Source organism: Acidocella aluminiidurans, assembly GCF_055383125.1.
This window is the reverse complement of sequence record NZ_AP031589.1, coordinates 1,104,077-1,126,490: the sequence shown is the minus strand read 5'-3', so window position 1 is coordinate 1,126,490 and position 22,414 is coordinate 1,104,077. Positions and strand designations below refer to the sequence as shown.

At 65.7% G+C, this 22,414-nt stretch carries 21 protein-coding genes and 1 pseudogene; 12 read left to right on the top strand and 10 right to left on the bottom strand.

Annotated features, from left to right (window positions below):
• Positions 1 to 9: 9 nt before the first annotated feature.
• Positions 10 to 2,466 (bottom strand): phenylalanine--tRNA ligase subunit beta, encoded by a 2,457-nt coding sequence (gene pheT / locus ACZ46S_RS05760; RefSeq protein WP_464063696.1) that lies wholly within the window; start codon positions 2,464 to 2,466, stop codon positions 10 to 12.
• 4 nt (positions 2,467 to 2,470) lie between these two features.
• The gene (pheS, locus tag ACZ46S_RS05755) at positions 2,471 to 3,565 is read right to left on the bottom strand and encodes a phenylalanine--tRNA ligase subunit alpha (RefSeq protein ID WP_464063695.1); all 1,095 of its coding nucleotides are present in this window, start codon (positions 3,563 to 3,565) and stop codon (positions 2,471 to 2,473) included.
• Positions 3,566 to 3,874: 309 nt separating this feature from the next.
• On the opposite strand from pheS, the gene pal reads away from it, so the two are divergent.
• From pal to ftsH, 4 genes are all read left to right on the top strand, one after another.
• Complete coding sequence (gene pal / locus ACZ46S_RS05750; RefSeq protein WP_295740547.1) at positions 3,875 to 4,375, top strand: peptidoglycan-associated lipoprotein Pal; 501 nt, start codon at positions 3,875 to 3,877, stop codon at positions 4,373 to 4,375.
• Between the two features lie 126 nt (positions 4,376 to 4,501).
• Positions 4,502 to 5,365: a tol-pal system YbgF family protein gene (locus ACZ46S_RS05745; protein WP_464063693.1), complete on the top strand. Its 864-nt coding sequence runs from the start codon at positions 4,502 to 4,504 to the stop codon at positions 5,363 to 5,365.
• Complete coding sequence (gene tilS, locus ACZ46S_RS05740) at positions 5,356 to 6,513, top strand: tRNA lysidine(34) synthetase TilS (protein WP_464063692.1); 1,158 nt, start codon at positions 5,356 to 5,358, stop codon at positions 6,511 to 6,513. The genes ACZ46S_RS05745 and tilS overlap by 10 nt, the downstream gene beginning before the upstream one ends.
• Positions 6,514 to 6,634: 121 nt before the next feature.
• Positions 6,635 to 8,542, top strand: coding sequence for an ATP-dependent zinc metalloprotease FtsH (gene ftsH / locus ACZ46S_RS05735; protein ID WP_295740553.1), 1,908 nt, complete (start codon positions 6,635 to 6,637; stop codon positions 8,540 to 8,542).
• A 214-nt stretch (positions 8,543 to 8,756) separates the two neighbouring features.
• Here ftsH and panB read toward each other — a convergent pair whose 3' ends face one another.
• The 4 genes and pseudogenes from panB to ACZ46S_RS05715 form a co-directional block, all read right to left on the bottom strand.
• Positions 8,757 to 9,533, bottom strand: a complete 777-nt coding sequence (gene panB, locus ACZ46S_RS05730; RefSeq protein WP_464063691.1) for a 3-methyl-2-oxobutanoate hydroxymethyltransferase — start codon at positions 9,531 to 9,533, stop codon at positions 8,757 to 8,759.
• Entirely contained in the window at positions 9,517 to 10,002 is a 486-nt protein-coding gene (locus ACZ46S_RS05725) for a CinA family protein (RefSeq protein ID WP_464063690.1), read from the bottom strand. Before ACZ46S_RS05725 ends, panB begins: the two co-directional genes overlap by 17 nt.
• Positions 9,999 to 10,460, bottom strand: coding sequence for a phosphatidylglycerophosphatase A family protein (locus tag ACZ46S_RS05720; RefSeq protein WP_464063689.1), 462 nt, complete (start codon positions 10,458 to 10,460; stop codon positions 9,999 to 10,001). Before ACZ46S_RS05720 ends, ACZ46S_RS05725 begins: the two co-directional genes overlap by 4 nt.
• Positions 10,442 to 10,884, bottom strand: a pseudogene (locus ACZ46S_RS05715) (lytic transglycosylase domain-containing protein). Before ACZ46S_RS05715 ends, ACZ46S_RS05720 begins: the two are co-directional and overlap by 19 nt.
• 1,277 nt (positions 10,885 to 12,161) lie before the next feature.
• Between ACZ46S_RS05715 and dapA the strand changes: the two are divergent.
• Both dapA and smpB read left to right on the top strand, forming a co-directional pair.
• Positions 12,162 to 13,040 (top strand): 4-hydroxy-tetrahydrodipicolinate synthase, encoded by an 879-nt coding sequence (dapA, locus tag ACZ46S_RS05710; protein ID WP_295740562.1) that lies wholly within the window; start codon positions 12,162 to 12,164, stop codon positions 13,038 to 13,040.
• Between the two features lie 7 nt (positions 13,041 to 13,047).
• Entirely contained in the window at positions 13,048 to 13,530 is a 483-nt protein-coding gene (gene smpB / locus ACZ46S_RS05705; RefSeq protein WP_295740564.1) for an SsrA-binding protein SmpB, read from the top strand.
• Positions 13,531 to 13,565: 35 nt separating this feature from the next.
• Here the strand turns inward: smpB and ACZ46S_RS05700 are convergent, their stop codons facing one another.
• Entirely contained in the window at positions 13,566 to 14,204 is a 639-nt protein-coding gene (locus ACZ46S_RS05700) for a uracil-DNA glycosylase (protein WP_464064264.1), read from the bottom strand.
• Positions 14,205 to 14,209: 5 nt separating this feature from the next.
• A complete protein-coding gene (locus tag ACZ46S_RS05695) occupies positions 14,210 to 14,779 on the bottom strand; it encodes a LabA-like NYN domain-containing protein (RefSeq protein ID WP_008493577.1) in 570 nt (189 codons plus the stop codon).
• 121 nt (positions 14,780 to 14,900) lie between these two features.
• Here ACZ46S_RS05695 and folK point away from each other — a divergent pair, with 121 nt between their 5' ends.
• The 5 genes from folK to ACZ46S_RS05670 all read left to right on the top strand — a co-directional run bounded on the left by folK (position 14,901) and on the right by ACZ46S_RS05670 (position 19,344).
• Positions 14,901 to 15,407 (top strand): 2-amino-4-hydroxy-6-hydroxymethyldihydropteridine diphosphokinase, encoded by a 507-nt coding sequence (gene folK / locus ACZ46S_RS05690; RefSeq protein ID WP_295740568.1) that lies wholly within the window; start codon positions 14,901 to 14,903, stop codon positions 15,405 to 15,407.
• 74 nt (positions 15,408 to 15,481) lie between these two features.
• Entirely contained in the window at positions 15,482 to 15,895 is a 414-nt protein-coding gene (gene rpoZ, locus ACZ46S_RS05685; protein WP_026439432.1) for a DNA-directed RNA polymerase subunit omega, read from the top strand.
• Positions 15,896 to 15,899: 4 nt separating this feature from the next.
• The gene (locus ACZ46S_RS05680; RefSeq protein ID WP_464063688.1) at positions 15,900 to 18,164 is read left to right on the top strand and encodes a RelA/SpoT family protein; all 2,265 of its coding nucleotides are present in this window, start codon (positions 15,900 to 15,902) and stop codon (positions 18,162 to 18,164) included.
• The gene (gene acpS, locus ACZ46S_RS05675; protein ID WP_464063687.1) at positions 18,164 to 18,565 is read left to right on the top strand and encodes a holo-ACP synthase; all 402 of its coding nucleotides are present in this window, start codon (positions 18,164 to 18,166) and stop codon (positions 18,563 to 18,565) included. The genes ACZ46S_RS05680 and acpS overlap by 1 nt, the downstream gene beginning before the upstream one ends.
• A gap of 167 nt (positions 18,566 to 18,732) precedes the next feature.
• A complete protein-coding gene (locus tag ACZ46S_RS05670) occupies positions 18,733 to 19,344 on the top strand; it encodes a flavin reductase family protein (RefSeq protein ID WP_464063686.1) in 612 nt (203 codons plus the stop codon).
• Between the two features lie 34 nt (positions 19,345 to 19,378).
• Here the strand turns inward: ACZ46S_RS05670 and ACZ46S_RS05665 are convergent, their stop codons facing one another.
• A complete protein-coding gene (locus tag ACZ46S_RS05665) occupies positions 19,379 to 19,714 on the bottom strand; it encodes a DUF952 domain-containing protein (protein ID WP_464063685.1) in 336 nt (111 codons plus the stop codon).
• Positions 19,711 to 20,742: a DUF6976 family protein gene (locus tag ACZ46S_RS05660; protein ID WP_464063684.1), complete on the bottom strand. Its 1,032-nt coding sequence runs from the start codon at positions 20,740 to 20,742 to the stop codon at positions 19,711 to 19,713. The genes ACZ46S_RS05665 and ACZ46S_RS05660 overlap by 4 nt, the downstream gene beginning before the upstream one ends.
• Positions 20,743 to 21,001: 259 nt before the next feature.
• Between ACZ46S_RS05660 and aptA the strand changes: the two genes are divergently transcribed.
• Positions 21,002 to 22,324 (top strand): omega-aminotransferase AptA, encoded by a 1,323-nt coding sequence (gene aptA, locus ACZ46S_RS05655; RefSeq protein ID WP_295740581.1) that lies wholly within the window; start codon positions 21,002 to 21,004, stop codon positions 22,322 to 22,324.
• Positions 22,325 to 22,414: the final 90 nt, after the last annotated feature.

The following is a 22,414-nucleotide window of genomic DNA, read 5'->3' as shown; positions in this document are numbered from 1 at the left end:
TGGCTCTACTCAGCCGCGCAGCGTGGCGCCGGTCTTCTTCGCCACATCGGCGACGATCTTGGCGCAGACCGCCTCGATTTCGGCATCCGTCAGGCTCTTTTCCGCCGGTTGCAGCGTCACCGCGATGGCGAGCGAAACCTTGCCCTCCGGCACGCCCTTGCCCTGGTAGCGGTCGAACAGCACCGCATTGGTGACCAGATTGCGCTCCGCCCCCTTGGCGGCGCGCAGCACCGCTTCGGCGCCCACGCTCTCATCCACCAGGAAGGCGAAATCCCGGCGCAGCGGCTGGAAGGCCGGCAGGAGCGGGGCGGATTTCTTCCGGCGCTTCGGCTCGGGGATCGCATCCAGGAAGATCTCAAAGGCGATGGCGTTGGCCGGCAGGTCCAGCGTCTTGGTCACGTTCGGGTGCAGCGTGCCAAAGCGTGCCAGCACGGTCTTCGGCCCTTGCATCAACGCGCCGCTCTGGCCCGGATGGTAATAGGACGGCCCGCCCGGCTGGGTGGTGATCGCCTCCATCGGCACGCCGAGCGCGCTCAGCACGGCGATGGCATCGGCCTTGGCATCCATCGCATCGAAGGGCCGGGCCGGGGTGAGCGCTGAGAGCGGCGTGCCGCCGACCCGCAACCCCGCCGCCACCAGCGCCTGGGAGAGATCCGCCGCATAGGCCGGGCCGGTTTCGAACAGGCCGAAATCCGCCTGGCCGCGCGCCAGATTACGCGCCGCCGCCTGCGCCAAGGTCACCAGAGGCGTGGGGCGCATCTGGTTGAGGTCCGAGGCGATCGGGTTGGCCAGACGCAGGCTTTCCGGCGCCGCGCCGAACAGCGCGCAGCTTTGCGCATCGGCGAAGCTGAAGGTCACGCACTCCAGCAGCCCGCGCATCGCCAGCACCCGGCGCGCCAGATAGGTGCGCGACTGCTTCGGCGTGAGGATGGGGGCGGGCAGGAGGGTTTGCGCGCCGAGCGAGACCGGCGCGATCGCATCCAGCCCCTGCAGACGCAGCACCTCCTCGATCAGATCCACCTCCGGCTCGATCTCGGCCGCACCCAGTGCCGCCTCGGTACCGCCGGGCAGGCCGGGGGCCTGATCCAGCGATTGCGGCTGGGCGACATCGTTGCGCCAGCTCGGCACCGCGACTGTCACACTTTGCGCATCTTGGGCGACAACGCCAAAGCCCAGACGCTGCAAGGACGCCACCGCATCCGCCGCCGCGATGTCCGAGCCGCCGAAGCTGCGCAGCCGCTCAAAGCGCAGCCTGGCCTGACGGGTCCAGGCGGGGCGCGCCCCGGCCTCGGTGATCTCGCTGGCGCGGCCGCCGCAAATCTCCATCACCTTGGCGCTGGCGGCATCCAGGGCGGCAGGCAGCAGCTGGCTGTCGATCCCGCGCTCGAACCGGGCGCGCGCATCGGAGAAGATGCCGGTGCGCTGGCCGGTGCGGGCGATCCTGACATGGTCGAACAAGGCGCATTCGATGAACACGTCTGTGGTGCCTGCATCGCAGCCGGTGCCTTCGCCGCCGGTGATGCCGGCGAGCGACTGCGCGCCGCTTTCATCCGCGATCACGCAATCCTCAGGCCCAGCCTTCACCTCTTTGCCGGCGAGGCCGGGGAAGGCGTCGCCGTCCTGGCCAGGGCGCAGGGTCAATACCCTACCGTTAATCTTCTTCACGTCGAAGACATGCAGCGGGCGGCCGAGATCGTAGGTGAAGAAATTGGTGATATCGACCAGCGCGTTGATCGGGCGCAGCCCGATGCTCTCCAGCCGCTTGGCCAGCCAATCCGGGCTCGGCCCGTTCTTCACGCCGGAGATGGTGCGGCCCAGCACCCAGGGGGCGGCTTGCGGGAATTCATTCGCCCACTGAATGGCGGACGCGCCTTCACCCTTGATCGGCGCCGGCGCGAAATCCTTCAGCGTGCCCAGGCCAGCGGCGGCGAGGTCGCGGGCGATGCCGCGAATGGAGAGCGCATCGCCCCGGTTCGGGGTGATGGAGATTTCCACCACCGGCTCATCCAGCCCGGCCCATTGCGCGTAGTTCTCGCCGACCGGCGCATCCGCCGGCAGCTCGATGATGCCGTCATGCTCCTCGCCCAGCCCCAGCTCGCGAAAGCTGGTGAGCATGCCTTCGGACTTCACGCCGCGAATCTCGCCCACCTTCAGCACCATGCCGCTCGCCGGCACCACCGCGCCGGCCGGGGCGAACACCACTTTCAGGCCGGTGCGCGCATTCGGCGCGCCGCAGACCACGGAAAGCTCCTGGCCGCCGGCATTCACCCGGCAGGCGCGCAGACGGTCCGCATTCGGGTGCTGCACCGCCTCGATCACTTCCGCGATCACGAAGGGCTTCAGCGCCTCGGCCTTGTTTTCCACGCCCTCGACCTCAAGGCCGATCTTGTTCAGCGTCGCCAGGATCTCTTCCAGAGAGGCCTGCGTATCCAGCCAGCTCTTCAACCAGGACAGAGAGAATTTCATCGGATCACAGTCCTTCGTGCAGGCTGGCGGGAGAGAGGGGCGAGAAGCCGTAATGGCGCAGCCAGCGCACATCGCTCTCATAGAACAGGCGCAGATCGTTGATGCCGTGCTTGAGCATGGTGAGGCGCTCCAGCCCCATGCCGAAGGCAAAGCCCTGGAAGCGGCGCGGATCGATACCGCAATTCGCCAGCACGTTGGGATGCACCATGCCCGAGCCGCCGATCTCCAGCCAGTCCGTGCCGCCGCCGATCTCGCCGGTCTTGCGGTTCCAGCCGATATCGACCTCCATCGAGGGCTCGGTGAAGGGGAAATAGGAGGCGCGCAGCCGCACCGGCAATTCCGGCACGCCGAAATAGGCGCGCAGCATGTCGATCAGCACGCCTTTCAGATGGCCGAGATGGATGCCCTCGCCGATCACCAGCCCCTCGCATTGATGGAACATCGGCGAATGGGTGGCGTCATGGTCGGCGCGGAAGGTGCGGCCGGGGACGACGATGCGGATCGGCGGGGCGTTTTCCGCCAGGCCGTGGGCCTTGGCCCAGTCCAGCATGGTGCGGATCTGCACCGGTGAGGTGTGGGTGCGCAGCACGGGCGGGCGCTCGCCTTCGGGCGCCTGCAGATAGAACGTGTCCATCATCGCGCGGGCGGGGTGATGGGCGGGGATGTTGAGGGCGGAGAAATTGTTCCAGTCGGTCTCGATATCCGGCCCTTCGGCGATGGCAAAGCCCATCGGCGCGAAGATCGCCGCCAGCTCTTCCATCGTGCGGCTGATCGGATGGATGGCGCCGGTCGAGTCGGGGCGGGCGGGCGCGGTGACATCGATGCGCTCAGCCGCCAGCTTGGCGTCCAAAGAAGCCGCATCCAGCACGGTTTTGCGCGCCAAAAGCGCATCGGTGATCTGCGTTTTTACCAGATTGATTTCCGCGCCGGCCTGTTTGCGGGAGTCCGGGTCCATCCCGCCCAGCGATTTTAGCAACAATGTCACATTGCCATTTTTGCCGAGCAGGGAGACCCGCAGCTCCTCCAAGGCAGCCGCGTCCGCGGCCGCGATGGCGGGCAGCGCCGCTTCCACCAAGCTCTTCAAATCATCGCTCTGCATCTTGATTATGCCTCACTCTTTCGCGGCCAGGGCAGAGCCCGGTCGGGGTCAAATGTCAAGCCGCGCGCTGTCCGTCGCCGCCGCCCCGCAAGCCCCGACGGCTTGCTCTGGTGTTACAAATAATCAACAGATGTAAAGAAAAACATCAGGGTGCTGGAAACCCCCGCGATATGAACAAATTAGCTTAACGTGGCGCTTGACCCTTCCCAGGGCGGAAGAGTACAGCCCGCAAGGTGACGTAATCATCGTGATTACGCAACCAAACGGCTATTTTTGCTCACTCAATTCGGACAGGGATCGGTTCCTACCATGAAAATCAAAGCTCTGGGCGCTCTTGCCGGCCTGGCCCTGCTGGCAGCCTGCTCTTCCAACCCGACCAGCACCGCCTCCAACACCGGCGCGGGCATGACCTCCTCCACCGGTCCGGCGCCGGGCTCCGAGCAGGACCTGGTTGCCAATGTCGGCGACCGCGTGTTCTTCGCCTTCAACAAGTCCGGTCTGTCCAGCGATGCCGACGCGACCCTGGGCAAGCAGGCCGCCTGGCTGGCCAAGTACCCCTCCGTGAACGTGCTGGTGGCGGGTAACGCCGACGAGCGCGGCACCGAGACCTACAACCTGGCCCTCGGCCAGCGCCGCGCCAACGCCGCCCGCGACTATCTGGTGGCCCAGGGCGTGTCCGCTTCGCGCATCCAGACCATCTCCTACGGCAAGGATTGCCCGGTTGCGGCTGGCAATGACGAGTCCGCCTACGCGCAGAACCGTAACGCCATCACCTCCGTGCAGGGCTTCAACCCGCAGAACTGCAAGTAATTGCGGCCTGCGTCCGGCCATCTGGCCGGGCCTTGCGTTACAGACCGGCGGCCCTTGGCCGCCGGTTTTGTTTTGCGCCTATCCCTGACTATATTTGAGGCCATTCACGGCCTGACTGGAGTCTCAATGCGCACCCGTTTCCTGCTTCTCGCTGCCCCCCTCTTCGCGCCGCTGGCCGCATCCGCCCAGCCGCTGATCCAGAGCCAGGAGGGCATCGCCCTGCAGAACGAGATTCTGCAGCTGCAGCAACAGATTCAGCAGCTGCAGGCGCAAGGGGGCGGTAATGGCGGCTCCGCCTTGGGGGGTGGCAATGCGCCGCCGCCATCGGGCAATACCGCCAATGGCGGGCTGGTGGCGAGCCTGCTCAACCAGGTGCAGACGCTGCAATCCCAGGTGCAGTCCCTCAACGGCCAGGTCTCCGAGCTGCAGCACGAGGTCGATACCCAGAACGCGCAGACCCAGAAGGATATCGGGGATCTGAAATTCCAGCTGCAGAATGGCGGTGCGGCCGGGCAGCCCGGCCAGAGCGGCCAGGCCCCCGCCGCCCCCGCGCCGCAGGCCAGCACGCCCAGCGCGCCGCCGCCACAGGCGACCGCGACGCCGAGCGACCCGAAGGCCGCCCTGCAGGCCGCCCTGGATGCCTATGGCAAGCATGATTATGCCACCTCGGCGCGGCTGGCGCAGGGCATCGTGGCGAAAGATAAATCCGCGCCGCAGGCCTATCGCGCCCAATATCTGGTGGCGCAGAGCTACGCCGCCAAAGGCGATCCGCAGAACGCCGCCATCGCCTATGACAGCACCTACAACATGAACCGTAACGGCACCTACGCGCCGCACGCCCTGCTCGGCCTCGCCTCCTCGCTGGCCGCGATCAACCAGAAGGGCGCGGCCTGCGACACGATCGCCTCGCTGAACAGCCAGTTCACCAACCAGTCCGCCGGCATGCGGGCGGATGTCGCGGCGGTCGCCAAACGCGCCCATTGCTCCTAAGCGGCGCCTTCGCGGCGGCGCTTTCGCGGCTGCTGCCGCATAGCCCCCCGCGTTTGGCGCTGGGTGTTTCCGGCGGGGCGGACAGTAGCGCTCTGGCCCTGCTCGCCGATGAGTATTGCCGCACCTATGGTGGGGCGGTGCTGGCGCTGATTGTCGATCATGGGCTGCGCGCCGGCGCGGCGGCGGAAGCGGCACTGACCGCAAGCTGCCTCGCCCAACGCGGCATCGCGGCGAAGATCATCACCCTGGCGCTGGCGCCGGGGCCGGGCGTGCAGGCCCGCGCCCGGGATGCCCGCCACGCCGCCCTGGCCGAAGCCGCGCGCGAGGCGGGCTTTCTGTATCTGGCCCTTGGCCATCACGCCGCCGACCAGCGCGAGACGGTGGCGATGCGCGCCGCCCGCGGCGAAGGCGGGGTGGAGGGCATGGCCGTCTGGGCGGCGCGGCGGGACGTGGTGCTGCTGCGCCCGCTGCTGCGGGCCGAACCGGAGCAGCTGCGCGCCTATCTCATCGATCAGGGCATGGGTTGGGTCGAGGACCCCTCCAACCAGTCCCGCCGGTTCGAGCGCGTGCGCATCCGCCAGGACGCCGCCGGGCTGAACCCGGACGGCGCCGCCGCCCGCGCCGCGCGCGAGGCCGGGGATGCCGCCTTCCTCGCCCGCCATGCCGAGATTTATCCGGAAGGGTTCGCGCTGCTGGATGCCGGCAGCGCGCCGCCCTCCGCGCTCGGCGCGCTGCTGCGCACGCTTGGCGGCAAACGCTACCCGCCCCGGCGCGACGCGCTGGCGCGGCTGGCGGGCATGTTGCGCCCGGCGACGCTGGGGGGCGTGCGCATCGCCCCGGCCGGGCGGCTTGGCCCCGGCTGGCTGCTGGCGCGCGAACCCGCCGCCTGTGCCGCGCCGATTGCAGCGAGCAGCCATGTGCTCTGGGATGGACGTTTCACTTTGTTGCAAGATCCCGAATGCCCCGCATCGCTGGGCGCGCTGGGCGCACAAGCGGCGGCGTTTCATGGGTTTAACGGCCTGCCGACCCTGGTGCTGCGCGGCCTGCCGGCGCTGCGCCCGGCCAGCGGCGGGCTGATCTTTCCGGCCCCGGTGCGGTTTTCTCCGCCTTTGCCGGCGTCGCAGGCGCCGTTTCGGGCGGGTTTTTAGCAATGATTTATTTGTGCTGGGCTAGGAATCCGGTGCAGTATGACCACGTTGAGCTCATGAAGATCTCTCCGTGCCTCGTGCAGGGCGGACGAACTGACTGAAAGAATTGGAAAAAGTCTAGATGAATAATCTGGGTCGAAATATCGCTGTATGGGTGGTGGTGGCCCTGTTCCTGGTGGTGCTGTTCAATGTGCTGCAGCCTTCCAGCACGCAGAGCAACGCGTCCGAAATCGCCTATTCCAGCTTCCTGGACGAGGTGAAGAACAACCAGGTGCAGAGCGTGACCATCGCCGGGCACGACATCACCGGCACCACCAAGGACGGCAAGAGCTTCGAAACCTATGCCCCGGCCGACCAGTCCCTGGTCTCCAAGCTGACCGATGCCGGCGTGGATGTTTCGGCCAAGCCGGAAGGGGACACGATGAACCCCCTGTTGCGCGCGCTGCTGAACTGGGCGCCGATGCTGCTGATCCTGGGGGTGTGGATCTTCTTCATGCGGCAGATGCAGTCTGGTGGCGGCCGGGCCATGGGCTTCGGCAAATCCCGGGCCCGCCTGCTCACCGAGAAGCAGGGCCGTGTGACCTTCGAGGACGTGGCCGGCATCGACGAAGCCAAGGGCGAGCTGCAGGAGATCGTGGACTTCCTGCGCGATCCGCAGAAATTCCAGCGCCTTGGCGGCAAGATCCCGAAAGGCTGTCTGCTCGTCGGCCCGCCCGGTACGGGTAAAACCCTGCTGGCCCGCGCCATCGCGGGTGAGGCGAATGTGCCCTTCTTCTCCATTTCCGGTTCGGACTTCGTCGAGATGTTCGTCGGCGTCGGCGCCTCGCGCGTGCGCGACATGTTCGAGCAGGGCAAAAAGAACGCGCCCTGCATCATCTTCATCGATGAGATCGACGCGGTCGGCCGGCATCGCGGTGCGGGGCTGGGCGGCGGCAATGATGAGCGCGAGCAGACGCTGAACCAGATGCTGGTGGAGATGGACGGGTTTGAGTCCAATGAAGGCGTCATCCTGATCGCCGCCACCAACCGTCCGGACGTGCTGGACCAGGCGCTGCTGCGCCCGGGCCGGTTCGACCGCCAGGTGGTGGTGCCGAACCCGGATGTGTCCGGCCGCGAGAAGATCCTGAAGGTGCATATGCGCAAGGTGCCGCTGGCCTCCGATGTGGATGCCAAGGTGATCGCGCGCGGCACGCCGGGCTTCTCCGGCGCGGACCTCGCCAATCTGGTGAACGAGGCGGCGCTGCACGCGGCGCGCATCGGCAAGCGCGTCGTCGCCATGGCCGAGTTCGAGCACGCCAAGGACAAGGTGATGATGGGGGCGGAGCGCCGCTCGCTCGTCATGTCCGACGATGAGAAGCGGATGACCGCCTATCACGAAGGCGGCCATGCGATCTGCTCGATCACCCTGCCGGAATGCGACCCGGTGCATAAGGCCACCATCATCCCGCGCGGCCGCGCGCTGGGCATGGTGATGTCCCTGCCGGAAGGCGACCGCTATTCGATGTCCAAGATCAAGCTGCTCCAGCAGCTGATCATGGCGATGGGCGGGCGCGCCGCCGAGGAACTCACCTTCGGGGCGGACAAGGTCTCCAACGGCGCCTCCGGCGACATCAAGATGGCGACCGACACCACGCGCCGTATGGTCACCGAATGGGGCATGTCCGAGACGCTGGGCATGGTCTCCTACGCCGATGGCCAGGAAAGCTATCTCGGCCAGGGCTTCGGTGGCGGCAAGAGCGTCTCCGAGGCGACGGCCCGCGAGATCGACGATGAGGTCCGCCGCATCATCGACCATGCTTATGCCGAGGCCAAGCGTATCCTGACCGAACGCAAGGACGATCTGGAGCGCCTCGCCCAGGGGCTGCTGGAATATGAAACCCTCTCGGGCGATGAAATCCAGATGGTCCTGCGCGGCGAAAAGATCGAACGCAAGGTCGTCGACGAACCCGCCCCGGATAACCGCCGCGGCTCCGTCCCCACCGCCACCCCCAAGCCGGATGTCGGCGGTCTGGGGCCGGTGCCGGCGTAGGGGCTGGTTCCGGGCGTGACCCAGGGGGCTCTGCCCCCTGACCCCCGCCAAGGGCCGGAAGGCCCTTGGAACCCACCCGGTTCAAAAAAGAGGGGGGCCTTTTAGGCCCCCCTCTTTTTTGAACCGAATATGGTGGGATCAAAGGGCCTCTCGGCCCTTTGCAGGGGGTCAAGGGGGACAGCGTCCCCCTTGGGTTACACCCCGAACCCACCCCTTACGCCGGAAACTGGGACTCCCGGACCTCCCGGACATATTCGGCCAGGGCGTTGGTGATGAGGCTGGCGCCGTCCAGGTAGCGTTTGGCGAAGGCGGGGGCGCGGCCGGGGGTGAGGCCGAGTATGTCGTGGAAGACGAGCACCTGGCCGTCTGTGCCAGGGCCGGCGCCGATGCCGATGGTGGGGACGCGCAGCTTGGCGGTGATATCGGCGGCGAGTTCGGCCGGGATGGCTTCCATCAGCACCATGCGCGCGCCGGCATCTTCCAGGGCGAGGGCGTCTTCCAGCAGTTGCGCGGCGGCTTCTGGGGTTTTGCCCTGGCGTTTGAAGCCGCCCATCTGGCGGACATGCTGCGGGGTGAGGCCGATATGGGCGCAGACCGGCACGGCGCGCCGCGAGAGAAAGGCGACGGTCTCGACCATCGGCGCCCCGCCTTCCAGCTTCACGATCTGCGCGCCGGCTTTCAGCAGTTTCGCGCAGGCGGCGAAGGCCTGGGCGGGGCTTTCCTCGAAGCTGCCGAAGGGCAGATCCGCCATCACCAGCGTATTGGTTGCCGCGCGGGCGACGATTTCGGTGTGGTAGAGCATCTGCTCCAGGCTGACGCGCAGCGTATCCGCCTCGCCGCCGACCATCATGCCCAGCGAATCGCCCACCAGGAGCGCATCCACCCCGGCGGCCTCGGCCAGCCTGGCGGCGGTGACGTCATAGGCGGTGACCATGGTCATTTTGCGCTGCTGGCACTTCGCCTTGTCCCAGGCGCTAAGCGTTTTGCTCATGTTTCAACTCTCCTGCCTGCGCCAGCAGCGCGATGGCGAAGGCCACCGCCTGGGCGCGGATCTCGTCGCGATCGCCATGGAAGCGCTGATGCTGGGCGATGCTGCCGGAACGGCCCGCAATGCCGAACCACACCGTGCCCACGGGCTTTTCGATGCTGCCGCCATCCGGCCCGGCGATGCCGGTGACGGAGACGGCGTAATCCGCATCCGCCAGCCTCCGCGCGCCCTCCGCCATGGCCCGGGCCACCGGCGCGGAGACCGCGCCACTGGCCGCCAGCATCGCGTCAGGCACCCCCAGCATCTGGGTTTTCGCCGCATTGGCGTAGGTGACGAAGCCATGGGTGAACACGGCGGACGAGCCCGGGATGGCGGTGATCGCCCCCGCCACCAGCCCGCCGGTGCAGCTCTCGGCCGTGGCCAGGCGTAGCCCTCTTTGGCGGTAGAGGGCGACCAGCGCGGCGGCGCTCACAGCGGCGAGACCAGATGCAGCGCCAGCATCACCAGCCAGGCCATCAGCCCGGCGATGATATCGTCGCCCATGATGCCGTATTCGTCCTTGCGCCGATCCGCCCAGGCGACGGGGCCGGGCTTCCAGATATCGAACAGCCGGAACAGCCCGAACGCGATCAGCGCGCCCCAGATCGTCACCTCATAGAGCGCCAGCAGCGGGATCATCTGCCCGGCGATTTCGTCGATGACGATCCAGCCCGGATCGCTGGCGGCTTCCGGCATCCGCTTGATCGCCAGCAGCCCGATGCCGGTTGCCACGACAATGCCGGCCAGCAGGGCCAGATGCCCGGCCTGGAGCAGCGCGCAGCCAATGGCGAGGCCGGCCAGTGAACCGAATGTGCCGGGTGCCTTCGGCGCCAGACCAGAGCCGAAGCCCGAGGCCAGGAAGCGGGACAGGTTCATTTCTGGGTCAGCCATTTCGCCACCGGCGAGATCGCCTCACCATTCAGCAGCGCGCCATAGATGGTGATGTTCTCGGAGACGCGCTGCACGTAATTGCGGGTCTCGTTGAAGGGGATCAGTTCCAGCCAGTCCAGCATATTCGCCCCGCCCGGCTGGCTGCCCAGCTCCGGATCGCCATTCTCGCCCAGCCAGCGCGCGACATTGCCCGGCCCGGCATTATAGGCGGCGATGGCCAGCGGCAGGCAGGTGCCGAAATTATTCACCTCCTGGCTCAGATAGGCCGCCCCAGCGCCATGTTCTGGCTGGGGTCGAACAGGTTATCGGCGGGCAGGCCGTAGCGCCGTCCGGTGAGGCGGGCGGTGGAGGGCAGCAGCTGCATCAGCCCGATTGCCCCGGCGCCGGAGACCACGCTGGGGTTGAAGCTGCTCTCCTGGCGCATGATGCCGAGCGAGACCGCGGGCGGCAGGGCAGAGGCGGGGGGCTGATAGGGGATCGGCCAGCCCTCGCGCACCAGCATCTGCCCGGAAATCCCCGCCAGCCGGGCGATGGCGACGGAGGATTGCGGAAAGCCCAGCGCCAGCGCCAGCCGCGCCGCCAGCATGCGGTTGCGGTCATCCACCGCCGTCTGCCCGGCGCGGGTGAGGAAGATGGCGGCGTCATGCGCATCGCCCATCTGCATCAGCAGCACGCCGGCGCGGGGCAGCTCGCCCAGGCCGAAATCCAGCGCATCCTGCATGGTGAAGCTGGGCTCCGGCACGGCTTTGATCCGGGCCGCCAGCTGCTGCGGGCTCTCGCCCAGCGCGATGGAGGCGAGCTGGCCATAGAAGGTGGTGGGGTAATTCGCCGCGCGGGCGTAATCCTGCGCCGCCTGCGTCCCGCTCTCGCTGCGCCCCAGCCAGTAATAGGCCCGCGCCTGGGTGATGACGGCGGTGGAGGAGGAGGCGAGGTTCTGGAACCAGGTCGCGGCTTCCTGCGGCTGGTTGAGGAAGCGCAGCAGGATGAAGCCGGCCAGGAAGTCCCGGTCGGCGATCTGCTCGCGCGCCGTGCTGCCGGCAATCGGCGGGTCGACCGCGATGACCACCTGATACGCGTCCTTGGCGTCGTTTTCCTGCAGCAAAGCGCGGGCGAGGCTGTTCTGGGCCGGCCAGAACATCAGCTGCTGCCCGGCATCGGCGGCGGCCATGGCGCTCTTGCCCTGCGCCTGCCAGAGCGCTGCCGCCTGCTGGTCCTGCCCGGCCTCGTGCAAGGCCTCCACCTGGGTGATGAAATCCGGTGTCATCTCCGGCGCGGCGGGTTGATAAAGCCCCGATGCCTGCGCCTCGCGCAGGGCCAGCAGCCCTTGCTCGGGCCAGTCCGGATTCTGCTTGATGAAGGCGGCGATCTCATCCGCGCTGGCGCCGCCCGAGGAGGTCATGCGGAAGAAGGTGACGATCTTTTCCACCAGCGGGTCGCCGGTGGCGGCCGCCAGCTGGTCCGCCTGGGAGAAATTGCCCGCATGGACATCTTCCATGATTTGCGGGCTGGCGGCGGTTTGCGCCAGCGCGCAGGCCGGCATCAGGAGCAGAGGCAAGGCAGCCAGAAACTTCATGTGGCCTATCTAGCAGCGCTGGCAGCGCGGGCCAAACCTTACCGCTGCGCGCTTGCCCCGGCCCGCGGAGGCGATTAGGTGAATGAACTGACAAAACGCCTTCACCAAACGCCTTCCAAGGACCAGCAATGTTTCACGGCTCATTCACCGCCCTCGTGACTCCGATGCACGAGGATGGGCGCATCGACGAAGAGGCCTATATGCGCCTCATCGAGTGGCAGATCGCCGAGGGCACTGACGGCATCGTGCCCGTCGGCACCACCGGCGAATCCCCGACGCTGAGCCATGATGAGCATAAACGCGTGGTCGAGCTGGCGGTGAAAACCGCCAAGGGAAGGGTGCCGGTGATGGCCGGTGCCGGCTCCAATTCCACCGCCGAGGCGATCGGCCTGGCCCGCCATGCCGCGCAGGCCGGGGCGGATGCGATCCTGGTCGTCACCCCTTATTACAACAAGCCGACCCAGGAAGGGCTGTATCAGCATTTCAAGGCCATCGCCGAATCGATGGCGCTGCCGGTGTTCATCTATAATATCCCCGGCCGCTCGGTGATCGACATGTCGGTGGAGACGATGGCGCGTCTGGCGCAGATCAAGAACATCGTCGGGGTGAAGGACGCCACCGCCAACCTGACCCGGCCGCTGCACACCGCGCGCGCCTGCGGGCCGGATTTCGTGCAGTTCTCCGGCGAGGACCATACCATCCTGGCCTTCATGGCCTCGGGCGGGCATGGCTGCATCTCGGTGACCGCCAATATCGCCCCGCGCCTGTGCGCGCAGATGCATGATGCCTGGGCCAAGGGCGATTTCAAGGCGGCGATGGAGATCCAGAACCGCCTGGTGCCGCTGCATGATGCGATGTTCGCCGAGAGCAATCCCGGCCCGGTGAAATATGCCGCCTCGCTGCTGGGCTATGGCGCCAACCATGTGCGCCTGCCGCTGGCCCCGGTGTCCGCGGCGACAGCGCAGCGCATGCAGGCGGTGATGCGGGATGTTGGCCTGCTGAACTGAGACGCAATTGAGCAAAGAGAAGAAAACCAACCCCTTCATCTCGCACGGCATCGCCGCGCAGAACCGCAAGGCGCGGCATGACTACAAAATCCTCTCCACGCTGGAGGCGGGGATCGTGCTGCGCGGGGTGGAGGTGAAATCGCTGCGGCTGGGCCGCGCCCAGCTCACCGAGGCCTGGGCCGGCGAGCGCGACGGCGAGCTTTATCTGTTCAATATGTATATCCCTGAATATCAGGGCGGGGTGCTGTCGCGGTTCGAGACGCGCGGGGCGCGCAAGCTGCTGGTCAAGCGCAACCAGCGCCGCCAGCTCTTCCACGCCATCGCCCGCGAGCGCCAGACCCTGGTGCCGCTGGACGTGTTCTTCAATGATCGCGGCCTGGCCAAGGTGACCATCGGCATCGCCGAGGGTAAGCAGAAGGCCGATAAGCGCCACGCCGCCGCCGAGCGCGACTGGCAGCGCGACAAGGCCAGGTTGTTGAGAAATAGATGAGGTTATGGGGGCTGCTTGAGAAAAGCCCCCAATTTTTATTGACCTAGCAAAGCCCTGATGCCGGCGACGATCTCCTCGAACATCGCCTCGGTGATGCGCCCGGTATTCACATTATATTGCGAGGTGTGGAAACTATCCGCCAGCACCAGCCCGCCGGGCAGCGCGTGCTGCGCGCCATGGCGGAATTTATAGGCGCCCGGCTTCAGCTTCAGACCCTGCAGGATCGATTCATGCGCCTTCTGGCCGATCGCCAGCAGCACGCGCAGCTTCGGCATGGCCGCGATCTCGGCGGCGAGATAAGGCAGGCAATGATTTTTGTCCGAGGTTTCCAGCCTATGCTGGGGCGGGGCGCAGCGCACCGCGTTGGTCACCCGGCAATCCACCAGGCTCAGCCCGTCATCCGGCCGCTCCTTGAACACGCCCTTGGCGAAGCCGAACTTGCCCAGCACCGGGTAGAGCAGCCGCCCCGCCACATCGCCGGTGAAAGGCCGGCCGGTGCGGTTGGCGCCATTCACGCCCGGCGCCTGGCCAACGACCAGAAGCCGCGCCGCAAGCGGGCCAAAGCTCGGCACCGGGGCGTTGAACCAGTCCGGATGCAGCCCCCGATATTCTTCCCGATAAGCGACCAGCCGGGGGCAGAGAGGGCAGTCGCGCCCCGGCAGATGCGGCGGCATCGCGCTCACGGCTCATCCTCGCGCTCGCCGCGCGCACGGGGCTCCTGCGGGCGGCGGGCGAAATGCTGCACGATGTCCGACAATTCGATGAACTGGTCGGCCTGCCGGCGCAGCTCATCGGCGATCATTGGCGGGCTGGTGCGGATGGAGGAAACCACCGTCACCCTTACCCCCTTGCGCTGCACCGCCTCCACCAGCCGGCGGAAATCCGAATCGCCGGAGAACAAAACCGCATGGTCGAGCGAGCTTGCCAGCTCCAGCATGTCGATCGCCAGCTCGATATCCATATTTCCCTTGATCCGCCGCCGGCCCAGCGCATCCGTGAATTCCTTGGCCGGCTTGGTCACCAGCGCATAGCCATTATAGGCCAGCCAGTCGGTCAAAGGTTTGAGGGGCGAATATTCTTCCGTTTCCAGCAAGGCCGAGTAATAATAGGCCCGTAACAAATTCGACTTTCCTTCAAAGAAATCTAACAATTTGCGGTAGTCGATCTCAAATCCGAGGCTACGGGTCGCCGCGTAGAGATTGGCGCCATCGATGAATAAAGCCGTCCGCTCCTGGTCTGAAAATCTCACATCAAATTCCTTCCCGTTCGCCGGGGTTATAGGGGGTGCACAAATATAGTATAAATGTTAGGAAAGCACGCCATTCGAGTGCCCATTTAGGGAGTTTAGCCGCGTTGACCCTCGTCAGTCCATGATCCTGATTGCGATCGGCGCCAATCTTCCGGCCGAGGATGGGCGCTCGCCCTTGCAGCTCTGCGCGGCGGCGGCGGCAGAGGTTCGGACGATTCCCGGCTTGTCGTTCGTGGCTTTATCGACATGGTACCGGAGTGCCGCGATCCCAGCCTCCAGCCAGCCGGATTACTGCAATGGCGTCATCCGCATGAGCGGCGAGGTCGACCCGGCGGTTTTGCTGCGTCAGCTGCAGGAGATCGAAACGCAATTCGGCCGGGTGCGCTCGGTGCCTAATGCGGCGCGCACCTTGGACCTTGATATCATTGACATTGCCGGCCAGATCCGGACCGCGCCGGACCCGATATTGCCGCATCCTAGGATGCATCTGCGTGCCTTCGTGCTGCGCCCGCTGCTGGATGTGAACTCCTCCTGGCGCCATCCTGTGTTCAAGCGCAGCGTCACCACCTTGCTGGCCGAGCTTCCCCCGCAGCAGATCGAACCCTGGCATGCCGAGCCGTCCGTATAATCCGATTGACCTTGCCTCCCTGCCGCGCCTGCGGTAAGGCACTCTTTCATTTTCTGCCTTGGAGCGTACCCCGTATGGCCCGCGTAACTGTCGAAGACTGCGTTTTGAAGGTGCCGAACCGCTTTGAGCTGGTTCTGCTCGCGGCGCAGCGTGCCCGCAATATCAGCCGCGGCGAGCAGCTGACCATTGACCGGGACAATGACAAGAACCCGGTGGTGGCGCTGCGCGAGATCGCCGACGAGACCGTCGAACTGCCGCATCTGGAGCAGGATCTGATCAAGTCCCTCTCGCGCGTGCCCGAGCCGGAGCCGGTGGATGAAGAGGTGATGGATCTGATCCCGACCGATCAGAACATCTTCGGCCTGCAGGATGTCTCCGCCGAGGAAGAGGCCGCCGCCATGGCCGCCGAGGGCGAGGACATCATGTCCGCCGAGGATATCCAGGCCGCGATCGAGGCGGAGCTCGGCGGCAAATCCTCGCGCCGCTAATACCATGCTGCGGACAGGCTGCTGGCGTTTGAGCCTGGTCCGCGCCCCTGAGGGGCTCAGCGGCGCTTCGCCCAGCTTTCATCCCGAACTCGCGGGATTGCTGTCGCGGATCGCCGCTTATGATTCCAAGGCCGATCCGGCGCTGATCGACGAGGCCTACGGCGTCGCCGAACTGGCCCATGCCGACCAGAAGCGCGATAATGGCGAGCCCTATGTGACGCACCCGCTGGCGGTGGCGGGGATTCTGGCGAGCTACAAGCTGGACGCCGCCTCCATCATCACCGCTCTTCTGCATGACACGGTGGAGGATACCAGCATAACGCTGGCGGAGCTGCAGAAGCGCTTCGGCGCCGAGGTGGCGGCGCTGGTGGATGGCGTCACCAAGCTGACAAGGCTGGAGCTGCAATCGGACCGGACCAAGCAGGCGGAGAATTTCCGCAAGCTGGTGCTGGCGATGAGCAAGGATATCCGCGTGCTGATCGTCAAGCTCGCGGACCGGCTGCATAATATGCGCACGCTGGGCGCGGTCTCGGCCGCGCATCGGCGCGTGCGCATCGCCCGCGAAACCATGGATATCTACGCCCCCCTGGCCGAGCGCATCGGCATGGAGGCGGTGAAGACCGAGCTGCAAAACCGCTCTTTCGCCGAGATCGAACCCGAAGCCTACGATACCATCCAGACCCGCCTGAATTATCTGCGCGGGCAGGGGGCGGATGTTATTGAAGAAGTCCGCCAGGAGCTTACCCGCGTCTGCAAGGAGGCCGGGGTGAGCGTGGTGGAACTCTCCGGCCGCGAGAAATCGCCGTTCTCCATCTGGCAGAAAATGAAGCGGCAGAATGTCAGCTTCGAGCAGCTCTCGGACATCATGGCGTTTCGCATCATCGTGCCTTCGCGCGCGGAATGCTATGTGGCGCTGGGCGCCATCCATGCCGCCTATCCGGTGATCGCCGGGCGGTTCAAGGATTATATCTCCACGCCGAAGAGCAATGGCTATCAGTCGCTGCACACAGGTGTCACGCTGCGCCAGCCGCGCAACCAGAAGATCGAAATCCAGATCCGCACGCCGGACATGCAGGCGGTGGCGGAAGCCGGTGTCGCCGCGCATTGGCTCTATAAACAGAGCGACGCCTCCGCCGCCGACGTCAAGCAGTTCGGCTGGGTCAAGGACCTGCTGGAAATTCTCGAAAACTCCGCCGCACCGGACGAGTTTCTGGAAAACACCAAGCTCGAGCTCTATCAGGACCAGGTGTTCTGCTTCACGCCGAAGGGCCAGCTGATCCAGCTGCCCAGGGGCGCCACCTCGGTCGATTTCGCCTACGCCGTGCACAGCCAGATCGGCGATAGCTGTGTCGGCGCGCGGATCAACGGCAAGCTGATGCCGCTGCGCTATGAGCTGCAGAATGGCGACCAGGTGGAAATCCTTACCGCGCGCGGCGGCACGCCGAGCCCGGCCTGGGAACGCTTCGTCACCACCGGCAAGGCGCGCGCGCGCATCCGCCGCTTCCTCGCCCAGCAGATGCGCGACCAGCATCGGGATTCCGGCAAGTCGCTGCTGATGAAGGCCTTCCGCCAGGACGGCGTCGACGGGTCCGAAAAAGTGCTGGAGCCGGTTGCCAAAACGCTGAAACAGGCGAGTGTGGATGATCTCTATGTCGCGGTGGCGACGGGGCTGATCGGGCCGAAGGATGTGGTCCACGCCGCCTATCCGGAGCTGAAGGAAGTGCGCGCCCCGCGCATGATGCCGGCCTTCATGGGCGGCGCGCTCACCGCCCGGTCGCCGCGCACCACCACGCGCGGCGATGCCGGCAGCCCGATCACCGGCCTCGTCGCCGGGATGGATGTGCATTATGCTGGCTGCTGCCACCCGCTGCCGGGCGACAAGATCGTCGGCATCGTCACCACCGGCAAGCCGATCACCATCCATGCCAAGGATTGCGCCCAGCTCGACCAATTCAACGCCACGCCCGAGCGCTTCATCGATGTCGACTGGAACGAGGAGGCGCTGAGCCGGATGGAGGCGCGGGCGCGCAATTTCACCGGCCGGGTGAGTGTGATCGCCAGCAACAGCCCCGGCGCCCTGGCCTCGCTCACCAATGCGGTGGCGAAGCAGGAGGGGGCCATCTCCAATCTGAAAATCGTGCATCGCCAGCAGGATTTTTTCGAGGCGCTGGTGGATGTCGAGGTGCGCGACACCCGCCATCTCAACCAGGTGGTGGCGGGGCTGCGGGCGGCGTCCGGCATTGCCCAGGTGGAACGGGCGCGCAACTGATGATCATCGGTCTGGGTTCGGATATCTGCGATATCCGCCGCATCGAGCAGGTGCTGGAAAAGCATGGCGAGCGCTTCACGCTGCGGGTGTTCTCCGAGCTCGAGCGCAAGCGCAGCGAGCGCCGGCCGCATTTCCGCGCCCCCAGCTACGCCAAGCGCTTCGCCGCCAAGGAGGCCTGCGCCAAGGCGCTCGGCACCGGGTTTTCGCGCGGCGTGTTCATGTCGGATCTGCGGGTGGTCAATCTGCCCTCCGGCCAGCCGATGATGGAGCTGCATGGCGACGCGCTGGCGCGTTTGCAGGCCTTGACGCCCCCCGGCATGAAGCCCAGCATTTTCCTCACGCTGACCGATGAGTATCCCTACGCTTATGCTCAGGTGATCATCACAGCAGAGCCTGAGTGATAAAAGTTTTTGGAGGGCGTAGGCGGCAAAGGTTCCGACGCTGCGTGAGCAGCGTTGGAAAGCCGCCGGAGGGGTGGGGACTTTTTTCAAAAAGTCCCCACGTCCTTCGCCGCTTTTTTGAAAAAAAGCGGCACCAAAAAACTTTTGGTTTTTAAAGGGAGAGGCGCGTGAAGCATTTTTATGAACCGAAGGCCGGCCATGGGCTGGCGCATGATCCGTTCAATGCCATCGTCGGACCGCGCCCCATCGGCTGGGTGTCCACCAAAGGCGCGGATGGCAGCGTCAATCTCGCGCCTTACAGCTTCTTCAACGCCTTCTGCTACACCCCGCCGATCATCGGCTTCTCCAGTACCACCCGCAAGGACAGCCTGCGCAATATCGAGGAAACCGGCGAATTCGTCTGGAACCTCGCCAACCGTGCCTTGGCCGAGCAGATGAATGAGAGCTGCGCTGGCGTGCCCTACGGCACCGATGAATTCACCCTGGCGAAGCTGGAAAAAGCCCCGGCGAAGCTGGTGGCACCGCCAATGGTCGCCGCCGCCATGGTGAATTTCGAGTGCAAACTCTCCGAGATCGTCACGCTGAAATCCGCATCCGGCGTGCCCAGCGGCGCCTTCCTGGTGCTGGGCGAGGTCGTCGCCGTGCATATCGACCAGAGCCTGCTGAAAGACGGCGTGTTCGACACTTTCAACGCAGGTATCATCCTGCGCGCCGGCGGCCCCTCCGCCTACGCGGAAATCCGCCCTGAAAGCCGTTTCGACATGAAGCGCCCGGCCTGAATGATGGGGGCTTTTTACAAAAAGCCCCGACGCTTCAAGGCAGCACCGCCCGCCCTTGCGCGTCGCGCCTCAGCGCCACGTGGGCGCTGACATGGCGCATCTCCAACCGGCCATAAAAATGCGGAAACAGCGCGCCGCCGCGTGAAACCTCCCAGCGCAGCGCGTCGCCCAGCGGCGCCAGCGCCACCGCGGCAATCACCAGCCCCTCCTGCCCGGCAAAATGCTTCGCCAGCGTCTCATCCAGCTGCGCCGCCGTGGAGAGATGGATGTAGCCATCCGCCACATCCACCGGCGCGCCCTCGAAGCAGCCCGCCCGCAACGCCGCGAATTGCGGCGCGGTCAAAATCTTATAGGCTGTCTCGTCTGTCATTTGGATTGCGCCGCCGGTTCATCGAGGCGGTGGATATTCAGGCAGGTCAGGGTCTGTGTCAAAACCGTGTAGCCGATCTGCCCGAACGTCACCGGCGCGACCGCCGGCAGGTGGCGGCGCATCTCGTCCGTCAGATGCCGCAGGCTGCCGATACATAAGGCGGACAGCACGGCGCCGGCCAGATCGATATCGCGCGCGGCGCGGGCAAAGGCGGCCTCATAGGCCGGCAGCGGCTCGGCGAAGCGGTACATCAGGCCGGGTTCGAGCGGGCAGAGAAACTCGACCGCCTCCTGCGCCGCGCCGGGGTTGAGGATGGTGTTGTTGGTCAGCGCGCCGTCCCGGTCGGCGATCAGCGGCAACCCCGGATCGGCCATGGCCTGGTCGAGGAACGCGCGCAGCCGCATCGTCTCGCCGCCAATCCGGCACGGCCCGGCGCTGGCATAGCCGCGATCCGAAAACACGATGCCCGGGCCAGCCCCGACGCCGAACGGGTTGACCACGTTCAGCTCTGGGTAAAGCTCGTTCGGCAAGGTGACATACATCAGCGCCGCGCGGTCATCATATGGCGTGCCATTGCCGCAGAAGATCTTCGGCGTGCTTTGCCCCAGCGCCTCCAGCGCCACGCCGCTCACCCAGCCGGTCAGCGGCGCATTATACAAGCCGTCCCAATCCAGCATGCCGGGGGCGACGCGTTCCAGCAAGGCGCTGCGCCCGGGCAGCAGCAGCACCGCGAAGCCGTGCGGCGGATAGAAGGTGCTGAGATGCGGCAGCTCCGTCTCGTCGAAGGCGAATAAAGCGGCATGCCGGGCGATGCCGGTGAGGTCGGCATAAACCAGCCGCCCCTGCGCGGGCCCCACCCCGTCTGGCAGCAGGAACCAGGCGGTGGTCCCGCCGATCCATCGCCCCGCCGGCAGCTGGGACAGCGCTGTCTCCTCTCCGGCGACGATCAATACATGCCCCGCCTCGATCAGCCGCGACACCTCCCCTGGGGTGGCCACGGCGCGGCTGCCAGCTAAACTATCGATCATTGCCACGCGTCTGTCGCAGAAATAAGATTTTCCAAATAGATATAGCCTCGTTTCTGGCTTTCTAAGTCTGCGTGCAACGTAAAAAAAGTAACAAAACCGTGCGTTGTTAATCTGTACCAGAGCAATAAAGCCGACAACTTACAAATGCATGGCCGCCGCGTCTTTTTCTCATGCCTGGCGGTCCCCGGGGCGGAAGAAAACGCTTTGCAAGGCTGTTTAAAATTGTAAACTGGCTGCAAATCTACCGGAGTGATTGGCAATGAGCGCCGCGACCCGCCCAAGCAACGTCCCCCTTATCCATCACTGGATGCCCTTCACCGCGAACCGGCAGTTCCAGGAGCAGCCGCGCCTCATCGCCCGGGCCGAGGGTGTTTATTATTATAATACGCGTGGGGAAAAACTGCTGGATGGCTCCTCGGGCCTCTATTGCATCCCGCTCGGCCATGGGCGGCGCGAGATCCGCGAGGCGGTGGCCAAGCAGATGGAGGAGCTGGATTACGCGCCGCCTTTCCAATATGGCGTGCCGACCGCCTTCCGCCTCGCCACCGAGGTGGCGCAGCTGCTCCCCGATGGCATCAACCGCGTCTTCTTCGCCGGTTCCGGCTCCGAGGCCGCCGATACCGCGCTGAAAATGGCGCTGGCCTATCACCGCGCCCGCGGTGAGGCGCAGCGTGTGCGCTTCATCGGTCGTGAGCGCGGCTATCATGGCGTCAATCTCGGCGGCATGTCGGTCGGCGGCATGGTCGCCAACCGCAAGGCCTTCGGCACCGGGCTGCCGGGTGTTTCGCATCTGCGCCACACCCGCATCCAGGAAAACATGTTCGAGATGGGCGAGGGCACGCATGGCGCCGATCTCGCTGATGATCTGGAGCGTTTCGTCAATCTGCACGGGGCGGACACCATCGCCGCCTGCATCGTCGAGCCGATCGCCGGCTCCACCGGCATTCTGGTGCCACCGAAGGGCTATCTGAAGCGCCTGCGCGAGCTTTGCACCAAGCATGGCATCCTGCTGATCTTCGATGAGGTGATCACCGGCTTCGGGCGCACCGGCGAGGCCTTCGCCTCACAGACCTTCGGCGTCACCCCGGATATCATCACCATGGCCAAGGCGCTGACCAACGGCTCCATCCCGATGGCGGCGGTGGCGGTGAAGGATGAGGTGCAGCAGGCGATCTTCGAATCCTCACCGGAGAACAGCATCGAGCTGTTCCACGGCTATACCTACTCCGCCCATCCCGCCGCCTGCGCCGCCGGCCTGGCGACGCTGAAGATCTATCGCGAGGAAGGCACGTTCGACCGGGTGAAATCCCTGGCCCCGGCCTTTCTGGAGCAGATCGGCAGCTTCAAGGGCATGGATGGGGTGGTGGATACGCGCGGCTATGGGCTGCTCGGCGCGGTCGAGCTGGCGCCGCAGGGCAAGCCGGGCGAGCGCGGCTTCAAGATCCTCTGCAAGGCGTTCGAGCAGGGGCTGGTGCTGCGCTCCGCCGGGGACAGCCTGGTGCTGGCCCCGCCCTTCGCCGCCACGGCCGAGCAGATCAATGAGATGACCGACATCATGCGCAAGCTGGTGAAGGAAAACTGAACCCGTAAAACTCTGCCGGGAGGCAGGTTTTCAAAATCCAGCGATGAAATCCAAGCCCCGGGCCGCCATATGCGGTCCGGGTTTGTTTAC